Raw genomic sequence first — 19,064 nt, 5'->3', positions numbered from 1 at the left:
GCTAAATAGCCCTTGCTTTTGCCTCTGGAAGTCGATCTCCCAGTGACCAAAACTCTCACGAATTCGGACCTCTTTAGGACGTTTTGCAATCGGCGTGTCAATCCTAAATGTTTGACGTGTTTCTTTGGGTTGTCAAGTTTTTCCTTTACGACGAAGGACTCTTAAATCTAGATCAATCAAACCTGCATTGAGCCAGTTATAGATGGTTTTAAAAGCTACTATTGGCTTTTGTATAAGTTGATAGGGGTTATAAATCTGTTCAGGCGACCAGGAAGATTTTAAACAGTTCTCAATTTCCTTTTTCAATTTTGGTGTTAAACAAGACTTCCGGCCCTTTTGCTTAGCTCTGTGGTTGTACTGTTTCTGTGCTAAGACTGCGGAATAACCATTTTGGCATTGTATTAACTCTCTTAAAATGTAGACTTATGGACGCCAAGTTTACTTGCAATTTGGCAGGGTTTCAAACCTAAATCCAAGTAAGTTTCTATCTTTATTCGGTCAGTTATGGTAGGATGGGAGTAGCTCATAGTTTTTCCTCGGGTTCTGTTTGTGTGGTTACCTACAGTTTACACCAATGATACGCTATGAGTTTTTGTGCAATATATTTTACAATTTATCTAATAAAATAAACTAGAATAATTCCTACAGTGATTTCCTTTCATTACAGAAATTTTAGATTTTTTTTGAAATGTAGGATTGTTGAGCTGAACTGTTAATTTTTTTATCTGTTATTTATTTGAATATTCATTATAGTACATGATAGAAGTATCTTCCCTGGTTCTTCTATTTTTTTGTTATACTCATTTTATCAATAGAAATGGAGTCAAATAAAATGATTGAACAGATTTATGAACAATATCTTGATTTTTATGATGTTATTGAAAAGGAATATAGTTATTTAGTAGATAATGATTTAGAATGGGAAGTTTTTCATCTTCGATTTTTACTCTATTATTTAGTTCGGTACAAGTTTGATATTATGCATCCTTTATTTTCTTATCACTATAGAGCTTGCTACCGTTTGTACATTGAACAGTTATTGATTTCAAATGATTGTGTTGGGATATAATTTATAAATTCCATATTTCCGAACAATTTTATTGTTTTATCTTATCATAATAAAAATTTGCAATATTTTTTCAATATGATTTTTTCAATTTTCTCTAAATTCCTAATGTTTCAGGTCTTTGGTCTTGAAAAAATTGAGAATCTTTATTATAATAAATTGTAAGATATAATTGTAGGTGAGATTCCTGCCATGTATGTGAGAAAGGAAGAGCCTAAGGGCTCAGACAAGATTATGACTTCAGTTGTTGTTGTAGGCACCCAGTGGGGTGATGAAGGTAAAGGGAAGATTACAGACTTCCTTTCAGCTAATGCAGAAGTGATTGCGCGTTACCAAGGTGGTGATAATGCTGGTCACACAATTGTGATTGATGGAAAGAAATTTAAGTTGCACTTGATTCCTTCTGGAATTTTCTTCCCTGAAAAAATTTCTGTCATTGGGAATGGGATGGTTGTAAATCCTAAGTCACTTGTGAAAGAGTTGAGCTATCTTCATGATGAAGGTGTTACAACAGATAATCTACGTATTTCTGATCGTGCGCATGTTATTTTGCCGTACCACATCGAGTTAGACCGTCTGCAAGAAGAAGCTAAGGGTGAAAATAAGATTGGTACTACTATCAAGGGTATCGGACCAGCTTATATGGATAAGGCTGCTCGTGTTGGAATTCGTATTGCGGATCTTTTGGATAAAGAGATCTTCCGTGAACGTTTAGAACGTAATCTTGCTGAGAAAAATCGTCAATTTGTAAAATTGTATGATAGTGAACCTATTTCAATTGATGATATTTTTGAAGAATATTATGAGTATGGTCAACAAATTAAGCAATATGTCACAGATACTTCGGTTATTTTAAATGATGCGCTCGATAATGGCAAACGTGTCCTATTTGAAGGTGCCCAAGGTGTCATGCTAGATATTGACCAAGGTACTTATCCATTTGTTACGTCATCAAACCCTGTTGCTGGTGGTGTGACAATCGGTTCAGGTGTTGGTCCAAGCAAGATTGACAAGGTTGTAGGTGTATGTAAGGCCTATACAAGTCGTGTAGGAGATGGGCCTTTCCCAACTGAATTGTTTGATGAAGTGGGAGAACGCATTCGTGAAGTAGGTCATGAGTATGGTACTACAACAGGTCGTCCACGTCGTGTAGGCTGGTTTGACTCAGTTGTGATGCGTCATAGTCGTCGTGTTTCTGGAATTACGAATCTTTCTTTGAACTCTGTCGATGTTTTGAGTGGTTTAGATACTGTGAAAATTTGTGTAGCTTATGATCTTGATGGTCAACGCATTGACTACTATCCAGCTAGTCTTGAACAATTGAAACGTTGTAAACCTATTTATGAAGAATTACCTGGTTGGTCAGAAGATATAACTGGAGTACGTACTTTGGAAGATCTTCCTGAAAATGCACGTAACTATGTTCGTCGTGTTAGCGAATTGGTTGGAGTTCGTATCTCTACTTTCTCAGTGGGTCCTGGTCGTGAACAAACAAATATTTTAGAAAGTGTTTGGTCATAAGAGATTTTTTAAGATTTGTTTAAGATAGTTCAGCTATACTATATACAGTTACAAGAAGACCTCCTAACTTGTTGTAACAAATATCCTAAACTTTTCTTTTTCATAATAATCTCCCTATAAAGTCACCGCATTCGGTGACTTTTTTTGTCAGTTTTTAAGTCCTATCTGGGTGTCTTCTTGAAAGTAGTATATGAAGAAAAAAACAGTGGGCATTAAGTCTCTAGATTAAGTCTTGATTTGGTAGCCCCAGGTCTACGAGTTTTTAACATTTTGGTAAATTAGTTAAGGTTGTGAATGGAGAAAAGAAGTTTTGGTAAAAGAAGCTTTTTGAATTCTCAAATACCAACAAATCGTTCAATTTGCCATCACATCAAAGGCGCATAACTAAGAAAAAATGAGGTTGGGATTTCTGATCCCAGCCTCTTCAGTGAACTATTTTCTTGAGAATTTGTAAGTTAGACAAACTTGAATTTTTTCTGAATCAGCTTACTTGATTATCTGATTTATCACTTTGAAATTGCTTCATTTCGTGCATAAAAGCATCTGCTTTTAGTTTGTCTGTGATGATACTGATACTGACTAGCTTATTTAGTTTTTTTTCATGTCCTTCTAAAAAAATAAGATTTCTAATTTTTATGCTTAACTTTACGCAATTAAAAGGACGCTTTTTAATGGTTATTTGTTCGATATCTTGAAGTCCAAATTGATAATGTAATAGGCTGTGGCCTCTACTGCTATAGGTATAATACTGAACAATATTGTTTTTATAAATTTCTAATTTTACTCCATTTATGAAGAAATAATACCCCATAAACCATATAAGGAGGGGAGCATAAATCAGCGCTACCGCCATAACAATCTTGTCTGCAAAATCAGTATTGTAAGTCATCAGACGCTTCAGAATCCAGAGAATCATAACAGATATAGATATCATGGATGGTCCCCCTACTCTATTAAATGTATCTTTATATGGAAACATCAAGGTAAGTTTTGGTTTATCCTGTAAAAATTCTAATTTCATTATTTACCCTTTCATCTTGTTTATTATTTAAATCTCAGGATAATCATCTCTTGGAGACTTATGGTTAAAAATCTTCAGACAGATCTGGACATTCTGTATCAGTTGTCTCCATTACTCTCAGTTCATGATTTCTAGTGTTTCTCTAAATTTTGCTACTATTATACTCTTTTTATAACATTATTTCTACAAACCAGAGATTGAATACTATCTAAAGTTGGTTTCTGCAAATATTATAGAGGTCTTTTTTTGTCTAGGAAAACATGCTATAATGATAGAATTGATAGGCGAGAAAAGAGAGAAGCTATGGATTATACAGTTGAAGAAAAAGAAGCATTTATGAGAGAGGCCCTGAAGGAGGCAGAGATTGCTTTAGAGCATGATGAAATCCCAATTGGTTGTGTGATTGTCAAGGATGGAGAAATCATTGGTCGGGGGCACAATGCGCGTGAGGAGTTGCAACGTGCGATCATGCATGCGGAGATTATGGCCATAGAGAATGCTAATGTAAGGGAAGAGAGCTGGCGTTTGTTGGATTGCACACTTTTTGTGACTATAGAGCCCTGCGTTATGTGCAGTGGGGCGATTGGGCTTGCTCGTATCCCTAAGGTAGTTTATGGAGCTAAAAATCAGAAATTTGGTGCAGCTGGAAGTCTGTATGATATTTTGACAGATGAGCGCCTCAATCATCGTGTAGAGGTTGAAACAGGGATTTTAGAGAGTGAATGTGCAGGCATTATGCAGGAATTTTTCAGAAATCGACGGAAAAAATAATTTCTCTTTTAAAATCTTGAGGAATGTGGTATAATAACTAATAGAGCAACATTTCTGCGTGAAGTGGGTCAGGGGAGGAATCCAGCAGCCCTAAGCGATGTGAATTGTGTGCTCTTTTTTTGTACTTTAAAGAAAATAGTTTAAGTATGGCGAAATAGGAATGAGTTTGTTAATAAGAGGGAAAATAAGGGACATTCGAAATATCTTTAAATTTTTTTGTATGATTTTATTGTTTGCTTTTTGATAGGACACTTTTCTTTATTTTATATAGAAGATTTTTCGTGCTTTTTTCGAATAAATAAGATAAAATAGCCTAGAATAAAAGATTAAAAAGAGGGAAATATGAAAATTCGTGGTTTTGAATTGGTTTCTAGTTTTACAGATGAAAATTTATTGCCCAAGCGTGAGACGGCGCATGCGGCTGGTTATGATTTAAAGGTTGCGGAGCGTACAGTCATTGCACCAGGAGAAATCGTCCTCGTCCCAACTGGGGTCAAGGCTTATATGCAGCCGACTGAAGTGCTCTATCTTTATGACCGTTCATCAAATCCTCGTAAAAAGGGCTTGGTCTTGATTAACTCTGTGGGTGTCATTGACGGAGACTATTATGGCAATCCAGGGAATGAAGGACATATCTTTGCGCAGATGAAGAATATCACAGACCAAGAGGTTGTTCTTGAAGTTGGGGAACGTGTGGTTCAGGCTGTCTTTGCACCATTTTTAATCGCAGATGGAGATGAGGCAGACGGCGTGCGGACTGGTGGATTTGGATCGACTGGGCACTAAGATGAATATTATCTTTGTACGTCATGGAGAGCCAGATTATAGTATGCTTGATAAACTTGAAAATCCGCAACTCTATAGTGGTTTTGGTCGTGATTTAGCACCATTGACAGGAAAAGGTCGCAGTCTGGCAAAAGAAATTGCTAAAACTGCATGTTTTGAAAAGGCAGAGATTATTATTTCATCGTCTGTGACGAGGGCTTTAGAAACAGCACATTATATAGCAGTTGAAACAGGATTGGACTTATTTGTGGAGCCGTTTTTTCATGAGTGGCGTCCAGACTTAGATGGTACTAACTCTGATTTAACTAGTGTATTGGTAGCTCATGAATATTATCTAAAACATCAAGGAGCTTTATCTGAAGATTCTCCTTATCGCTATGAAACTGCTCTGGAGATGCGTCATCGTTTTTTAAGAACTTTGGAAAAATATAAAAATTATAAAACTATTATCATTGTAACTCACGGAATGCTCATGCGCCAATTTGTACCAGACGAGAAGATTGATTTTTGCCAAGTGATTGAATGTGAGATAGAGATATAGAAAGAGGTTTATTATCGCAAAGAAAAAAGCGACATTTGTATGTCAAAATTGTGGATATAATTCCCCCAAGTATTTAGGGAGCTGTCCAAACTGTGGGTCTTGGTCTTCTTTTGTCGAAGAGGTTGAGGTTGCAGAGGTCAAGAATGCGCGTGTGTCCTTGACGGGGGAGAAAAGACAGAAAGAAGAAATTTGCGACCGGCTTGCTGCTTGTATCTTCTCGTATCTTTGAGAAGCGTTGGGCTTCTTGCTTTACTAATCCAGATTTAAAAGATTTTTTAGAGGAAAACGGTGCTAAAAGCATAGAGTTTATAGGAGTAGATGGCAATGGCTGTGTTAATGCTTCCGTTTTGGCAGCTACCAAGGAGAATTATCAGGTTTCTGTCGATTTGTCTGCGGTCGGAGTTGCCAACCAGAAGAAATTCTCTAAAACACTGAAGCAGTGGCAAGATTTCGGAATCAAGATTGGATAGTTTTATGGGGATCTTAATATGAAAATTATTTTTATCCGTCATGGAGAGCCAGATTATCGTGAGTTAGAGGAACGTTCTTATACAGGTTTTGGGATGGATTTAGCACCCTTGTCTGAGAAGGGACGGCAGCAAGCTCAGGAACTGAGCAAAAATTCTTTGCTACACTCAGCTGATCTACTAGTTTCTTCTGCAGTCACAAGAGCTTTAGAGACTGCTAGCTATGTGGCTTGTGCTACTGGACTTCCTTTGAGAGTGGAGCCATTATTGCATGAATGGCAAGTCTATGAAAGTGGCGTAGAGAATTTTGAAAAATCTCGTACTCTGTTTCTAGGAAATAATGGATCCTTACCTCCTAATAGTCCTATTCAATATGAGACAGCTGAGGAAATGAGGTCTCGGTTTCTAGAATCTATGCGCAAGTATCGAGACTATCAGACAGTCGTTGTTGTCACTCATCGCATGCTCATGCGCCAATTTGTACCAGACGAGAAGATTGATTTTTGCCAAGTGATTGAGTGTGAGATAGAGATTTAGAAAGAGGTTTATTATCGCAAAGAAAAAGGCGACATTTGTGTGTCAAAATTGTGAATATAATTCACCCAAGTATCTGGGACGATGCCCTAACTGTGGGTCTTGGTCTTCCTTTGTAGAAGAGGTTGAGGTTGCCGAGGTCAAAAATGCGCGTGTGTCCTTGACAGGTGAGAAAACCAAGCCCATGAAACTGGCGGATGTGACCTCTATCAATGTCCATCGTACCAAGACGGAAATGGAAGAATTCAACCGTGTGCTTGGAGGCGGAGTGGTACCAGGAAGTCTTGTCCTTATCGGTGGGGATCCAGGTATTGGGAAATCAACCCTGCTCTTACAAGTCTCAACCCAGCTGTCTCAAGTAGGGACAGTTCTCTATGTCAGTGGGGAGGAGTCTGCTCAGCAAATCAAACTCCGTGCAGAGCGTTTAGGTGATATTGATAGTGAGTTTTATCTCTATGCTGAGACCAATATGCAGAGCGTGCGGGCAGAAATAGAGAGAATTCAGCCAGATTTTCTCATCATCGACTCTATCCAGACCATCATGTCTCCTGAGATTTCTGGAGTTCAAGGTTCTGTGTCTCAGGTGCGTGAGGTGACTGCAGAACTCATGCAGCTGGCCAAAACCAATAACATTGCCATCTTTATTGTAGGGCATGTGACCAAGGAAGGAACCTTGGCAGGTCCTCGTATGTTGGAGCATATGGTGGATACGGTGCTTTACTTTGAAGGGGAGCGTCACCATACTTTTCGTATTCTGAGAGCGGTCAAAAATCGTTTTGGCTCGACAAATGAAATTGGGATTTTTGAGATGCAATCAGGTGGCTTGGTTGAGGTGCTCAATCCTAGTCAAGTTTTCCTAGAAGAACGTTTAGATGGTGCAACTGGTTCGTCTATCGTGGTGACTATGGAAGGAACCCGTCCGATTTTAGCAGAGGTACAAGCCTTGGTGACACCGACTATGTTTGGAAATGCCAAGAGGACTACAACAGGCCTTGATTTCAATCGTGCTAGCTTGATTATGGCTGTTTTGGAGAAACGGGCAGGTTTGCTTCTCCAAAATCAGGATGCCTATCTCAAATCAGCTGGTGGTGTCAAATTGGATGAGCCTGCTATTGACCTTGCGGTAGCAGTAGCTATTGCGTCAAGCTACAAGGACAAGCCAACCAATCCTCAGGAATGTTTTGTAGGAGAATTAGGTTTGACTGGAGAAATTCGGCGTGTAAATCGTATCGAGCAGCGCATCAATGAAGCAGCGAAACTTGGATTTACAAAAATCTATGTACCGAAAAATTCCTTGACAGGAATCACTCCACCCAAGGAAATTCAGGTAATCGGAGTGACGACTATCGGAGAAGTCTTGAAAAAAGTATTTTCCTAATAGTCTTACTCAGTTTTAGATTGCAAAACACTTTATAGCTAATATTTATTAAAAACAAGGAGGAATTTCTGATGAAATTTTCTATGGATAGTCAAATGCAATTTCCTTTGGTAGAGTTATCGCTCAACCAAGGAGAAACAGTCTTTATCCAGCGCGGTAGCATGGTTTACCACACACCTAATGTCAGCCTCAATACCCAACTTAATGCGAGTGGTTCTGGTTTGGGGCGTTTTGTCAAAGCTGTAGGACGTTCTATGGTTTCTGGTGAAAGTACCTTCATTACTCAAGCTATTGCAGAGTCTGACAACGGACATCTTGCTTTAGCACCAGATACTCCTGGTCAAGTGATTGCTCTTGAACTAGGCGAAAAGCAGTATCGATTGAATGATGGGGCTTTTCTAGCTCTTGATGGGACGGCTTTCTATACAATGGAGCACCAATCTATTGGGAAAGCACTTTTCGGAGGTCAAGGTGGTCTTTTCGTAATGACTACTCAAGGTCAGGGAACTCTTTTGGCCAATGCTTTTGGCTCTATTAAGAAAATTGAGCTACAAAACCAAGAAATAACTATTGACAATGCCCATGTGGTGGCTTGGAGTCAATCTTTGGACTATCATATCCACTTAGAAAATGGTTTCTGGCAATCTATTGGTACAGGCGAAGGAGTGGTGAATACCTTCCGAGGTACTGGTGAGGTTTATGTACAAAGTCTCAATCTTCAAAGTTTTGCAGGCTCTCTCAACAAGTATATCCAAAAAGAATCATAACAATAAAAACTAGGATAGGGACCCAAGCTAGATGCTAGAAGTTTCTGTTCTAGTTTTTTTATATGGAAGTTGAAAACTGACAAGACAAAGAAAAGATGGTAAGATAGAAGATAAATAATTTGGTTTTCAAATTATCTTAAAAATAAGAAAGTGTGTTGTCATGTCGTATTTTGAACAGTTTATGCAAGCCAACCAGGCTTATGTTGCCCTGCATGGGCAGTTAAATCTGCCAATCAAGCCGAAAACAAGAGTAGCCATTGTGACTTGTATGGACTCACGTCTGCACGTTGCACAAGCTTTGGGGTTAGCACTTGGAGATGCTCACATTTTACGGAATGCGGGCGGTCGAGTGACAGACGATATGATTCGCTCACTCGTGATTTCTCAGCAACAAATGGGAACAAGAGAGATTGTGGTTCTTCATCATACAGACTGTGGTGCTCAGACATTTCAAAACGAAGAGTTTCAAGAACATTTAAAAACTGAATTAGGGGTTGATGTCTCGGATCAAGATTTTCTCCCTTTTCAAGACGTTGAGGAGAGTGTTCGTGAAGATATGCAGTTACTTCGAGAATGCCTATTGATTCCAGATGATGTGGTTATTTCAGGGGCTGTTTATGATGTGGATACAGGCAGTATGAGAGAGGTATACTAACTTTTCCTTTGTGAGTTCCTATCTTCCTATGAGATAGAATGTCTAAGTTGTCACATTTCAGCTTGAATATAAGGAATATAAATGAGCACAAGACAAGGGGATAAATGTCCATTCTTGTCTTATTTTTTATTGAAAAATCAAGAAAAAAGCGCTACAATGGTAGTTGGAAAAATGTTGTGAAAAAACACAAGTGATACATAAATACTGGAGGAAATCATGTCTTTTTCTGATTTAAAGCTTTTTGCCCTTTCTTCAAATAGAGAATTGGCAGAGCGTGTGGCGCAAGAGATTGGGATAGAGTTGGGAAAATCGACTGTACGTCAATTTTCAGATGGAGAAATTCAAGTTAATATCGAAGAATCGATCCGTGGGAAACACGTCTTTATCCTACAATCAACTAGCTCACCTGTAAATGACAATCTGCTAGAAATTTTGATTATGGTAGATGCTTTGAAACGTGCCAGTGCAGAATCTGTCAACGTTGTTATGCCTTACTATGGTTACGCACGTCAGGATAGAAAGGCGAGAGCGCGTGAGCCAATAACTTCAAAACTTGTAGCAAATATGCTAGAAGTGGCTGGAGTGGATCGTTTGTTGACGATTGACTTGCATGCTGCACAGATTCAGGGATTTTTTGATATTCCTGTCGATCACTTGATGGGTGCTCCTTTAATTGCAGACTACTTTGAGCGTCGTGGCATGGTTGGTTCTGACTATGTGGTTGTCAGTCCAGACCATGGTGGGGTGACTCGTGCTCGTAAATTGGCAGAGTTTTTGAAAACTCCGATTGCCATTATTGATAAACGTCGTAGCGTGGACAAGATGAATACCAGTGAAGTGATGAACATCATTGGTAAGGTAGAAGGCAAGACTTGTATCTTGATTGACGATATGATCGATACAGCTGGAACTATTTGCCATGCGGCAGATGCTCTTGCAGAAGCTGGTGCTGTCGAAGTTTACGCAAGCTGTACGCACCCAGTTCTTTCAGGTCCTGCTATGGATAATATCCAAAAATCAGCTATTAAAAAATTAGTTGTTTTGGATACTATCTACCTACCAGAAGAACGTTTGATTGATAAGATTGAGCAAATCTCTATCGCTCATCTCTTGGCAGATGCTATCATCCGTATCCATGAAAAACGTCCTCTATCTCCATTATTTAGTATTGAGAAAAAAATCTAACGAATTCGTTGGATCAGACAAAACTCCTAACAAAGTGATAGACCTTGTTGGGAGTTTTCTTAATTAGATCAGGAAAATGTGAAAATTTCACTAATTGTTCGTTTTTTAGTCCATTTTTTCCCTTAATCTTTCGAGAATATTGCTTATTTTTTAAGAATATAATAAATTTTACTCGTTTTTTACCAGAAATTTTAAAAATAATTTAAGAAAAAGCTTGACAACTCAAATATATGTGATATAATTTGAGGTAATAAGGGTTATCCTTATAATTAAAATTAAAAATCAAAGAGGAGATAAAACATGAAGAAAGTTTTATTATCATCAGTAGCAGCTCTTGCAGTATTCTCAGCAGCAGCTCCAGCATTTGCATCTGACAATTCATATAGCTCAAACGCATTGATTCAAAAACATTATGTTTCTGAACGTGATATTGCAGATGAAGCTAATACACAAGTAGCAGCACATGACGCTGAAATCCGTGAAGAGGCACAACGTCAATTTGATCAAACAGCAGCAGCAGCAGTTAAAGCAGCTGAAGCTAAATTGAAAGCTTTCTTGGATTCAGGATACTCAGGCCATGATTTTACTGATAAGAAAAACGCTCTAGAAGCTGAAGTTGCAGCAGCTAAAGCTAAAGGTGAGCAAGCTTATAACGAAATTTACAATACTGTTCGTAACCGTTACGTTCAAAAATTGCAAGAAAAATACCGTGAAGCAGCTCAACGTGAAGGTAAATACTGGAACGATCCAACTGGTGTTCAAGACAACAAAACTAAAGAAATGCGCGATGCAGAAGATAAAGCTCTTAACCACGGTGGAGTAACAGAAGAACAAGCAGCTGCTGATCAAGCTGCAACTAAACCAGAAGATGGTAAACCAGGTGCTGTAGACCAAGCTAAAAAAGCAGACGCAGCTGCTAAAAAAGCAGGCGCAAATGCTAAAGCAGGTCAAAAAGCCCTTCCAAAAACACACGCTGCTAAATAATTTTATTTAAAAAGTAGCCAATCACTGAAACTTGGTTTCAGTGATTTTTTTGGTAAAAAATGAGGGAGGAAAAGATGAGTAGACGTTCTACGACAAAGAAATCACCAATTACTAAAATAATTGCTTCAATCGTTGCAGTAGCTATCGTTGCTTTGGGAGGCTTCTTTATCTATAAAAGCTTCCTAGCTCCAAGTGGAGATAAGCTAAATGATGCAAAGGTTACTCAGGAAGCTCCAAAGCAAACTTACACTACTAGTGAGGAAGAAAAGGAATATCTTGCTAATAAGTTTAAAGGATTGCTCGCAACAAACTCTGAGACGGTTGGTTACGTATATATTCCTGGTACCCAGTTAGATGAACCAGTTGTTCAAACAACGGATAATGCGACTTATTTAGATAAGCGCTTTGATGGCGTTAACGAGCCTTTAATGGGGGCAGTCTTTATGGACGCCGATAACAAGAAGGACTTTAGCGATCGATTGACTTGGTTATTTGGTCACGCTCGTGGTAGTAAAGTGCCTGACCATCGTATGTTTAAAGATGTGAATTACTTCAGTCGCCAAGAATATTTTGATGCACATCCTTATGTAGTCATTGAAACTCCAGAGAGAAAGTATTATTATGAAGCTGTTGCCATGATTATTGTGCCAGAAGAAACAGCTTTTTACCGTACTTCTTTTGATGATGATGCGGATTTTGAGAAACAGCTAAATATTATTTATGATACTGCAGAGGTTAAGAAACCAAATGTTAAGGTATCAGCTAAGGATAAATATCTTGTTCTTTCTACTTGTCGTGAAGAAGATGATACGATTCGTGCCAATCTCTACCTTCGACAAATTCCTGACTCAGAGATGAGTGACTTTGTCAAACAACATGGAGAAAGCCTTCAGTATAAACCAACAAGAGAATAATCTTTAAATAAAATTTTTATGAATCCTCCTCAAATTAAATGAAATAGTTTAATTTTGGGAGGATTTTTTGATTTTTGTTTTTATAGTAATTTTCTGCAAACCCTTTCAAAATATGCTATACTGATGAAAAAGGAGGATTTTTATGACTCAAGAATTTATCAATCCAAGTGATGGCGTGATCCGTCAGTATCTAGCAAGCAGTAAAACTCTAGCAGTAGTGGGCTTGTCTGACCGTGAAGAAACAACGAGCAATCGAGTGACAAAGGAAATGCAGGCTCGTGGCTATAAAATCATTCCAGTAAACCCTAAGGCTGCAGGTGGGGAAATCTTGGGAGAAAAGGCTTATGCTAGTCTAGCTGAGATTCCTTTCCCTGTAGATATCGTCAATGTCTATCGTCGTAGTGAGTTTCTACCAGATGTGGCACGAGATTTTCTCAAGGCTGATGCTAAGATTTTCTGGGCGCAACTAGGACTTGAAAGTCTAGAAGCGGAAGAAATCTTGCGTGCTGGAGGTTGCGATGATATCGTGATGAACCGTTGTATTAAGAGAGAACATACACGTTTAATTCTTGAACAATAAAAAGGTAGCTTGCGGGCTACCTTTTGTGTTATACTCAATGAAAATCAAAGAGCAAACTAGGAAACTAGCCGCAGGCTGTACTTGAGTACGGCAAGGCGACGTTGACGTGGTTTGAATTTGATTTTCGAAGAGTATTAGAAAATACCGATGAGCGTTTGCATACCGAGACTAGTCAGGATGATGGCAATCCAGCAGAGAGCTCCAAGTAGAATAGCTTTACCGCTGGACTTAATCATAGCAATGAGATTGGTTTTGAGACCGATAGCGCTCATGGCCATGATGATGAGGAATTTAGATAGTTGTTTGAGAGGTGCAAAGAAGCTACTGCTGACACCAAAAGAAGTAAGGACGGTGGTTAGCAGAGAAGCTAGGATAAAGTAGAGAATGAAAACAGGGAAGATTTTTTTAAGTTTTACTCCTTGGTTGTTGCCTTGTTGATGACTTTGCCAGTAGGAGAGGAAGAGAGTGATAGGGATAATAGCTAGGGTGCGTGTCAATTTGACAATAGTAGCAGACTCAAGAGTGTTTGTGTGGTAAAGACTATCCCAGGCGCTGGCAGTGGCTGTTACAGAGGAAGTATCATTGACCGCAGTTCCTGCAAAGAGGGCAAAGCCTTCGTTGGAAAGATGGAGCCAGGTTCCTAGAGTTGGGAAGATAAGAGCTGCCAAGACATTGAAGAAAAAGATAACGGAAATGGCTTGGGCGACTTCCTTTTCCTTGGCATTGATGACGGGAGCAGTCGCTGCAATGGCAGAACCTCCACAGATAGAGGAACCAACACCGATCAAGGTAGCTAGCTTTGTATCTAAATCAAAAAAGCGTTGGAAAAGATAAGCTACAATCAAGGCTATAGAAATGGTAGATAGAATGACAGGGAGCGAAGATTTTCCAACTGCGAAGACTTGAGAGATATTGAGTCCAAAACCAAGCAAGATAACAGCATACTGAAGCAATTTTTTGGAGCTATAAGTCAAACCAGCATCCAGTTGTTTATAGGGAGTGAGAAAGGGGTAGAGAATCATTCCGATAAAAATGGCGAAAACAGGTGCTCCCACAACAGGCAAGAAGCCTCCTAAAATCCAAGAAATGATAGATATGATAAGACAGACCAAAAGTCCTGCCCAATTTTTTGATAGAAATGACATAAAAACCTCCGAAAATAAATACTCCTTATTATAATCTTATCTGTCAGAAAAGTAAAGAGAAAGTAAAGTTTAATAATTATTTGACAAGTTTCTCAAATTTATGTGATAATAGCTGTACAAGAACTGTAACGAAGTCTTGGCAAAAACAGAAATACCAGAGCTCCACCTCTGGTATTTCTTTTTGTCTAGTTTTATTAAAACTAAACTCAGGTTATATTTTTTTGTCGCGCTTGTCTAGCCACTTTCTGACTATCCACTCAGAAATGACATTACCGATCTAGTAATCAATAATGGTGCTAGAATAGTTGTAACGAAGATTAGCAAAACCGTATTTTACAAAGGTATACTATGTAATATCTAAATCCTTATTAAATCAACGTTTCTAAAGGAAAAGTAGCTGTAAAATATTATATATACAGCGTACTGTTAAACCAAGACGGTACCAAAAATTAAGGTTTCGGAGCTTATAAAATAAAGAAAGATGTCTCAATCAGTTGAGCTTTTTTTAGTACCATTTTGTAGCAAAGTGACATAGTCGCTTTTTATGTGGAAGAGGTGAGATAAAAAAACAGTGTTTCGTTTTTGGTCGATGAAGTAGAGTAAAACATACTGACCAATAATTTTTCCTCGTGTAGGATACTTACTATTAATCTTTACACCAATTTTTTCATCGGCGTCAAAACCAGCCTCAGGAAAGACTTCTAAACTTTTTAAGCCATCTAAAATTTTACCCACAGTATTTTTAGCAGACTGAGATGATAAAAGAACAGTAGTGATGTAATCATGAATACTGTCAATAGCTTGGGTCACTTCATCAGAAATAATTACTTTATAAGCCATAGCGTGCCCTCATACTGTCTAGGGAAGTTCCTTTTCCTGCTTCATATTCTCTTAAGGCTCGTTCGGATTGAGCTTGTAATTCCTCAATCAACTGTTCACGGTGTAAATCTTCTACAGTCTTGATTGGCAAGTCCTGTTCGAGGACAATCTGCTCTATAAAAAGAGTGATAGCATCCGTCATGGTCATTCCTTTTTCCTTGATAATGGCTCTAGCTTGTTCCATTGCTAACTCATTGATTTTAAAATTGTATTGCTTAACAAGTGATGTAGTCATGGTATATCTCCGTTCTATATCGTGTATATCCAGTATATGTTTTTTGAACTTTTTTTGCAAGAAAAAAAACTCTTGAATATACTCCAAGAGTGAAACGAATAGGACCAGTGGTGGAGCGGGTTCTTTACAGCCTAAAGCTGAAAGTAGTGCCGAACCTGAACCTGAATCATCAGCAACATTTGAGCAAACTGTTACCAGTCACTCGACATCATCTTATCCTTAGTTATAAGTTTAGGATAGATAAGAGAGAATGTCAACAATAATTCTTATTACAACCATCTGTCCTGTACCTTTGTTTGATTTTCTTGTTTTTGAATAAATTGTCTGACTGTATCTTTCAAATGTTTCTGAAATTCAAGAATCTGACTAAATTCATTTAGGTTAGCCTGATTATCTTCGTTTACTTTTTTTGTGATCTGATTTATATTGACCCCTATCCGATTTATTTCCTTACGTAACTTCTCAATACTTGTCGAAAATCTCCTAATACCTTGTCATCTTCGGCTTACCTAACTTTAGTTATGCTTTCACCTCGATTCCTAGTTTCATGAGATTTTCATTGAGGATTCTAAAAACGTAGTGTTGTAATGAATTTAAATGAACATACTTCAATTTGTTATGCTAGCCTTATTCTATAATGTATTTTTGCGGTCAGGGGGCTTTTGTAGTATAATAGACATATGTCCTTTAAGCAAGGAGGGTATCTATGGACTTAACCAAGCGCTTTAATAAACAGTTAGATAAGATTCAAGTTTCCTTGATTCGTCAGTTTGACCAGGCTATTTCTGAGATTCCTGGGGTTCTACGTCTGACATTGGGAGAGCCTGACTTTACAACTCCAGACCATGTCAAGGAGGCGGCTAAGCGCGCCATTGACCAAAATCAATCCTACTATACAGGGATGAGTGGTTTGATGACCTTACGCCAGGCAGCTAGTGATTTTGTAAGAGAAAAATACCAGCTAGACTATAATCCTGAAAATGAAATTTTGGTCACAATTGGTGCGACAGAGGCTCTATCAGCTACTTTGACAGCTATTTTAGAAGAGGGAGACAAGGTTCTCTTGCCAGCTCCTGCCTATCCTGGTTATGAACCAATTGTTAATCTAGTTGGCGCAGAGATTGTCGAGATTGATACGACTGAAAATGGTTTTGTCTTGACTCCTGAAATGCTGGAGAAGGCAATTCTGGAGCAGGGTGACAAGCTCAAGGCAGTCATTCTCAACTATCCAGCCAACCCTACTGGAATTACTTATAGTCGCGAACAGTTGGAAGCCTTGGCTGACGTTTTACGCAAGTATGAGATTTTCGTAGTCTGTGATGAGGTTTACTCAGAGTTGACTTATACAGGGGAAAATCATGTCTCTTTGGGAACAATGCTGAGAGATCAGGCCATTATCATTAACGGTCTATCCAAATCACATGCTATGACAGGTTGGCGTTTAGGCTTTATCTTCGCACCAGCAAATTTCACAGCCCAACTCATCAAGAGTCACCAGTACTTGGTAACTGCTGCGAATACTATGGCGCAACATGCTGCAGTAGAAGCCTTAACAGCTGGTAAAGATGATGCAGAGCCGATGAAGAAGGAATACATCCAGCGTCGGGATTACATTATCGACAAGATGACTGCCCTTGGTTTTGAGATTATCAAACCTGACGGTGCCTTTTATATCTTTGCTAAGATTCCAGCAGGCTACAATCAAGATTCCTTTGCTTTTCTGAAGGATTTTGCCCACAAGAAGGCTGTAGCCTTTATCCCTGGTGCAGCTTTTGGTCAATATGGAGAAGGTTATGTGCGCTTGTCTTATGCAGCTAGCATGGAAACCATCAGAGAAGCTATGAAACGTCTTGAGGAGTACATGAGAGAAGCATGATTCAGTCTATTACGAGTCAGGGGTTGGTGCTCTACAATCGTAATTTTCGTGAGGATGACAAGCTAGTCAAGATTTTTACAGAACAGGTCGGCAAGCGGATGTTTTTTGTCAAACATGCCGGTCAGTCCAAACTGGCTCCAGTTATTCAACCTTTGGTGCTGGCTCGTTTTCTTTTGCGAATCAATGATGATGGACTTAGTTATATTGAAGACTATCATGAGGTGATGACCTTCCCAAAAATCAATAGTGATCTCTTTGTCATGGCCTATGCGACCTATGTGGCAGCTTTGGCTGATGCGAGTTTGCAGGACAATCATCAGGATGCTCCCTTGTTTGCTTTTTTACAAAAGACTTTAGAGCTGATGGAAGAGGGTTTAGATTATCAGGTCTTGACCAATATTTTTGAAATTCAAATTTTGACACGGTTTGGGATCAGCCTCAATTTTAATGAGTGTGTTTTTTGCCATCGGGTGGGTCAGGCCTTTGATTTTTCTTTCAAATATGGTGCTTGCTTATGTCCTGATCATTACCATGAGGACGAGAAACGTTGTCATCTGAATCCAAACATTCCCTATCTGCTCAATCAATTTCAAGCTATCAACTTTGAGACTTTAGAGACTATTTCTCTCAAGTCTGAAATCAAGCAAGAATTGCGTCAGTTCATGGATCAAATTTATGAAGAATACGTCGGAATTCACCTAAAATCAAAGAAATTTATTGATTCCCTAGCTGATTGGGGACAATTACTAAAAGAGGAAGACAAATGAAAAAAATCGCAGTAGATGCAATGGGTGGCGATTACGCACCTCAAGCCATCGTTGAGGGTGTCAATCAAGCTCTTGCTGACTTTTCAGATATTGAAATTCAACTTTACGGAGACGAAAGCAAAATCAAGCAATATCTAACAGCTACAGAACGCGTCAGCATTATCCATACAGATGAAAAAATTGATTCGGATGATGAACCGACAAAAGCCATTCGTAAGAAGAAAAATGCCAGTATGGTATTGGCTGCTAAGGCTGTCAAAGATGGTGAGGCTGATGCCGTGCTATCAGCAGGGAATACAGGTGCTTTGCTAGCGGCAGGATTTTTCATCGTTGGTCGCATCAAGAATATTGACCGACCTGGACTTATGTCAACTTTACCAACAGTTGATGGGAAAGGTTTTGATATGCTAGACCTTGGTGCCAATGCAGAAAATACAGCCCATCATCTTCATCAATATGCCATCCTAGGTTCTTTCTACGCTAAAAATGTTCGTGGAATTGCAAAACCACGAGTTGGTTTGCTTAATAACGGGACAGAGAGCAGCAAGGGAGATCCACTCCGCAAGGAAACTTATGACTTGCTAGCAGCTGATGAGAGTTTGAACTTTGTCGGTAATGTGGAAGCGCGTGATTTGATGAATGGCGTTGCAGATGTGGTCGTGGCAGATGGTTTCACGGGAAACGCTGTGCTCAAATCCATTGAAGGAACAGCCATGGGGATCATGGGCTTGCTAAAAAATGCTATTACAGGTGGTGGACTTCGAGCAAAACTTGGTGCTCTTCTTCTTAAGGATAGTCTTAAAGGCTTGAAAAAGCAGCTCAACTATTCAGATGTTGGGGGTGCAGTTTTGTTTGGTGTTAAGGCGCCGGTTGTTAAGACTCATGGCTCAAGTGATGCCAAGGCTGTGTATAGTACGATTCGTCAGATTCGTACTATGCTAGAAACAGACGTAGTTGCTCAAACTGCGCGTGAATTTTCAGGAGAATAATAT

At 38.9% G+C, this 19,064-nt stretch carries 21 protein-coding genes, 1 other RNA gene and 3 pseudogenes (1 of these 25 running past the window's edge); 19 read left to right on the top strand and 6 right to left on the bottom strand.

Annotated features, from left to right (window positions below; all coding sequences use genetic code 11):
- Positions 1–527 (bottom strand): annotated as a pseudogene (locus AAFQ93_RS01810) (IS30 family transposase); it reaches 252 nt to the left of the window's first position.
- A gap of 305 nt (positions 528–832) precedes the next feature.
- Between AAFQ93_RS01810 and comW the strand changes: the two are divergent.
- Both comW and AAFQ93_RS01800 read left to right on the top strand, forming a co-directional pair.
- Positions 833–1,069: a sigma(X)-activator ComW gene (comW, locus tag AAFQ93_RS01805; protein ID WP_320692685.1), complete on the top strand. Its 237-nt coding sequence runs from the start codon at positions 833–835 to the stop codon at positions 1,067–1,069.
- 231 nt (positions 1,070–1,300) lie between these two features.
- Positions 1,301–2,587, top strand: a complete 1,287-nt coding sequence (locus AAFQ93_RS01800; RefSeq protein WP_375555765.1) for an adenylosuccinate synthase — start codon at positions 1,301–1,303, stop codon at positions 2,585–2,587.
- A gap of 481 nt (positions 2,588–3,068) precedes the next feature.
- On the opposite strand, the gene AAFQ93_RS01795 is transcribed toward AAFQ93_RS01800, so the two are convergent.
- The gene (locus AAFQ93_RS01795) at positions 3,069–3,608 is read right to left on the bottom strand and encodes a hypothetical protein (RefSeq protein ID WP_375555460.1); all 540 of its coding nucleotides are present in this window, start codon (positions 3,606–3,608) and stop codon (positions 3,069–3,071) included.
- Positions 3,609–3,911: 303 nt separating this feature from the next.
- Here AAFQ93_RS01795 and tadA point away from each other — a divergent pair, with 303 nt between their 5' ends.
- From tadA to AAFQ93_RS01725, 14 genes and pseudogenes are all read left to right on the top strand, one after another.
- On the top strand, positions 3,912–4,379 hold the full coding sequence (tadA, locus tag AAFQ93_RS01790; protein ID WP_375555459.1) for a tRNA adenosine(34) deaminase TadA: 468 nt from the start codon (positions 3,912–3,914) through the stop codon (positions 4,377–4,379).
- 32 nt (positions 4,380–4,411) lie between these two features.
- Positions 4,412–4,509: signal recognition particle sRNA small type (gene ffs / locus AAFQ93_RS01785), an RNA gene on the top strand.
- A 212-nt stretch (positions 4,510–4,721) separates the two neighbouring features.
- A complete protein-coding gene (locus tag AAFQ93_RS01780) occupies positions 4,722–5,165 on the top strand; it encodes a dUTP diphosphatase (RefSeq protein ID WP_000701981.1) in 444 nt (147 codons plus the stop codon).
- A gap of 1 nt (position 5,166) precedes the next feature.
- Complete coding sequence (locus AAFQ93_RS01775) at positions 5,167–5,706, top strand: histidine phosphatase family protein (RefSeq protein ID WP_375555458.1); 540 nt, start codon at positions 5,167–5,169, stop codon at positions 5,704–5,706.
- Positions 5,707–5,716: 10 nt separating this feature from the next.
- Positions 5,717–5,878 (top strand): annotated as a pseudogene (locus AAFQ93_RS01770) (DNA repair protein RadA); the annotation flags it as partial.
- Positions 5,874–6,176, top strand: a pseudogene (locus AAFQ93_RS01765) (isochorismatase family protein); the annotation flags it as partial. The pseudogenes AAFQ93_RS01770 and AAFQ93_RS01765, both read left to right, overlap by 5 nt.
- An 18-nt stretch (positions 6,177–6,194) precedes the next feature.
- Complete coding sequence (locus AAFQ93_RS01760) at positions 6,195–6,710, top strand: histidine phosphatase family protein (RefSeq protein WP_375555457.1); 516 nt, start codon at positions 6,195–6,197, stop codon at positions 6,708–6,710.
- 10 nt (positions 6,711–6,720) lie between these two features.
- A complete protein-coding gene (gene radA, locus AAFQ93_RS01755) occupies positions 6,721–8,085 on the top strand; it encodes a DNA repair protein RadA (RefSeq protein ID WP_375555764.1) in 1,365 nt (454 codons plus the stop codon).
- Between the two features lie 71 nt (positions 8,086–8,156).
- A complete protein-coding gene (locus tag AAFQ93_RS01750; RefSeq protein WP_375555456.1) occupies positions 8,157–8,852 on the top strand; it encodes a TIGR00266 family protein in 696 nt (231 codons plus the stop codon).
- 160 nt (positions 8,853–9,012) lie between these two features.
- Positions 9,013–9,507 (top strand): beta-class carbonic anhydrase, encoded by a 495-nt coding sequence (locus tag AAFQ93_RS01745; RefSeq protein WP_375555455.1) that lies wholly within the window; start codon positions 9,013–9,015, stop codon positions 9,505–9,507.
- A 216-nt stretch (positions 9,508–9,723) separates the two neighbouring features.
- Complete coding sequence (locus AAFQ93_RS01740) at positions 9,724–10,692, top strand: ribose-phosphate diphosphokinase (RefSeq protein ID WP_000010179.1); 969 nt, start codon at positions 9,724–9,726, stop codon at positions 10,690–10,692.
- A gap of 300 nt (positions 10,693–10,992) precedes the next feature.
- A complete protein-coding gene (gene abpA, locus AAFQ93_RS01735; protein ID WP_375555454.1) occupies positions 10,993–11,676 on the top strand; it encodes an amylase-binding adhesin AbpA in 684 nt (227 codons plus the stop codon).
- Positions 11,677–11,750: 74 nt separating this feature from the next.
- On the top strand, positions 11,751–12,590 hold the full coding sequence (gene srtB, locus AAFQ93_RS01730; RefSeq protein ID WP_375555453.1) for a class B sortase, LPKTxAVK-specific: 840 nt from the start codon (positions 11,751–11,753) through the stop codon (positions 12,588–12,590).
- A 142-nt stretch (positions 12,591–12,732) separates the two neighbouring features.
- A complete protein-coding gene (locus tag AAFQ93_RS01725) occupies positions 12,733–13,170 on the top strand; it encodes a CoA-binding protein (RefSeq protein ID WP_223140356.1) in 438 nt (145 codons plus the stop codon).
- 134 nt (positions 13,171–13,304) lie between these two features.
- Here AAFQ93_RS01725 and AAFQ93_RS01720 read toward each other — a convergent pair whose 3' ends face one another.
- The 4 genes from AAFQ93_RS01720 to AAFQ93_RS01705 all read right to left on the bottom strand — a co-directional run bounded on the left by AAFQ93_RS01720 (position 13,305) and on the right by AAFQ93_RS01705 (position 15,866).
- Positions 13,305–14,315 (bottom strand): YeiH family protein, encoded by a 1,011-nt coding sequence (locus tag AAFQ93_RS01720; RefSeq protein ID WP_375555452.1) that lies wholly within the window; start codon positions 14,313–14,315, stop codon positions 13,305–13,307.
- Between the two features lie 486 nt (positions 14,316–14,801).
- Positions 14,802–15,155, bottom strand: coding sequence for a type II toxin-antitoxin system RelE/ParE family toxin (locus tag AAFQ93_RS01715; protein ID WP_375555451.1), 354 nt, complete (start codon positions 15,153–15,155; stop codon positions 14,802–14,804).
- Complete coding sequence (locus AAFQ93_RS01710; RefSeq protein ID WP_375555450.1) at positions 15,145–15,429, bottom strand: type II toxin-antitoxin system RelB/DinJ family antitoxin; 285 nt, start codon at positions 15,427–15,429, stop codon at positions 15,145–15,147. Before AAFQ93_RS01710 ends, AAFQ93_RS01715 begins: the two co-directional genes overlap by 11 nt.
- A gap of 269 nt (positions 15,430–15,698) precedes the next feature.
- Positions 15,699–15,866 (bottom strand): hypothetical protein, encoded by a 168-nt coding sequence (locus AAFQ93_RS01705; protein ID WP_375555763.1) that lies wholly within the window; start codon positions 15,864–15,866, stop codon positions 15,699–15,701.
- A 269-nt stretch (positions 15,867–16,135) separates the two neighbouring features.
- On the opposite strand from AAFQ93_RS01705, the gene AAFQ93_RS01700 reads away from it, so the two are divergent.
- The 3 genes from AAFQ93_RS01700 to plsX are packed head-to-tail and all read left to right on the top strand — an operon-like array spanning position 16,136 to position 19,061.
- A complete protein-coding gene (locus tag AAFQ93_RS01700) occupies positions 16,136–17,305 on the top strand; it encodes a pyridoxal phosphate-dependent aminotransferase (protein WP_375555449.1) in 1,170 nt (389 codons plus the stop codon).
- Positions 17,302–18,072 carry a DNA repair protein RecO gene (recO, locus tag AAFQ93_RS01695; protein ID WP_075226983.1) on the top strand — a complete coding sequence of 257 codons (771 nt, stop codon included), beginning with the start codon at positions 17,302–17,304 and terminating at the stop codon, positions 18,070–18,072. The genes AAFQ93_RS01700 and recO overlap by 4 nt, the downstream gene beginning before the upstream one ends.
- Positions 18,069–19,061, top strand: coding sequence for a phosphate acyltransferase PlsX (plsX, locus tag AAFQ93_RS01690; protein ID WP_223140352.1), 993 nt, complete (start codon positions 18,069–18,071; stop codon positions 19,059–19,061). Before recO ends, plsX begins: the two co-directional genes overlap by 4 nt.
- The last annotated feature ends 3 nt before the right edge of the window (positions 19,062–19,064 follow it).

Origin of the sequence: Streptococcus nidrosiense (assembly GCF_042140045.1) — a bacterium.
Lineage (GTDB): Bacteria > Bacillota > Bacilli > Lactobacillales > Streptococcaceae > Streptococcus > Streptococcus nidrosiense.
Note: the sequence above shows the minus strand (reverse complement) of the source record. Positions and strands in the feature narration are given on the sequence as shown.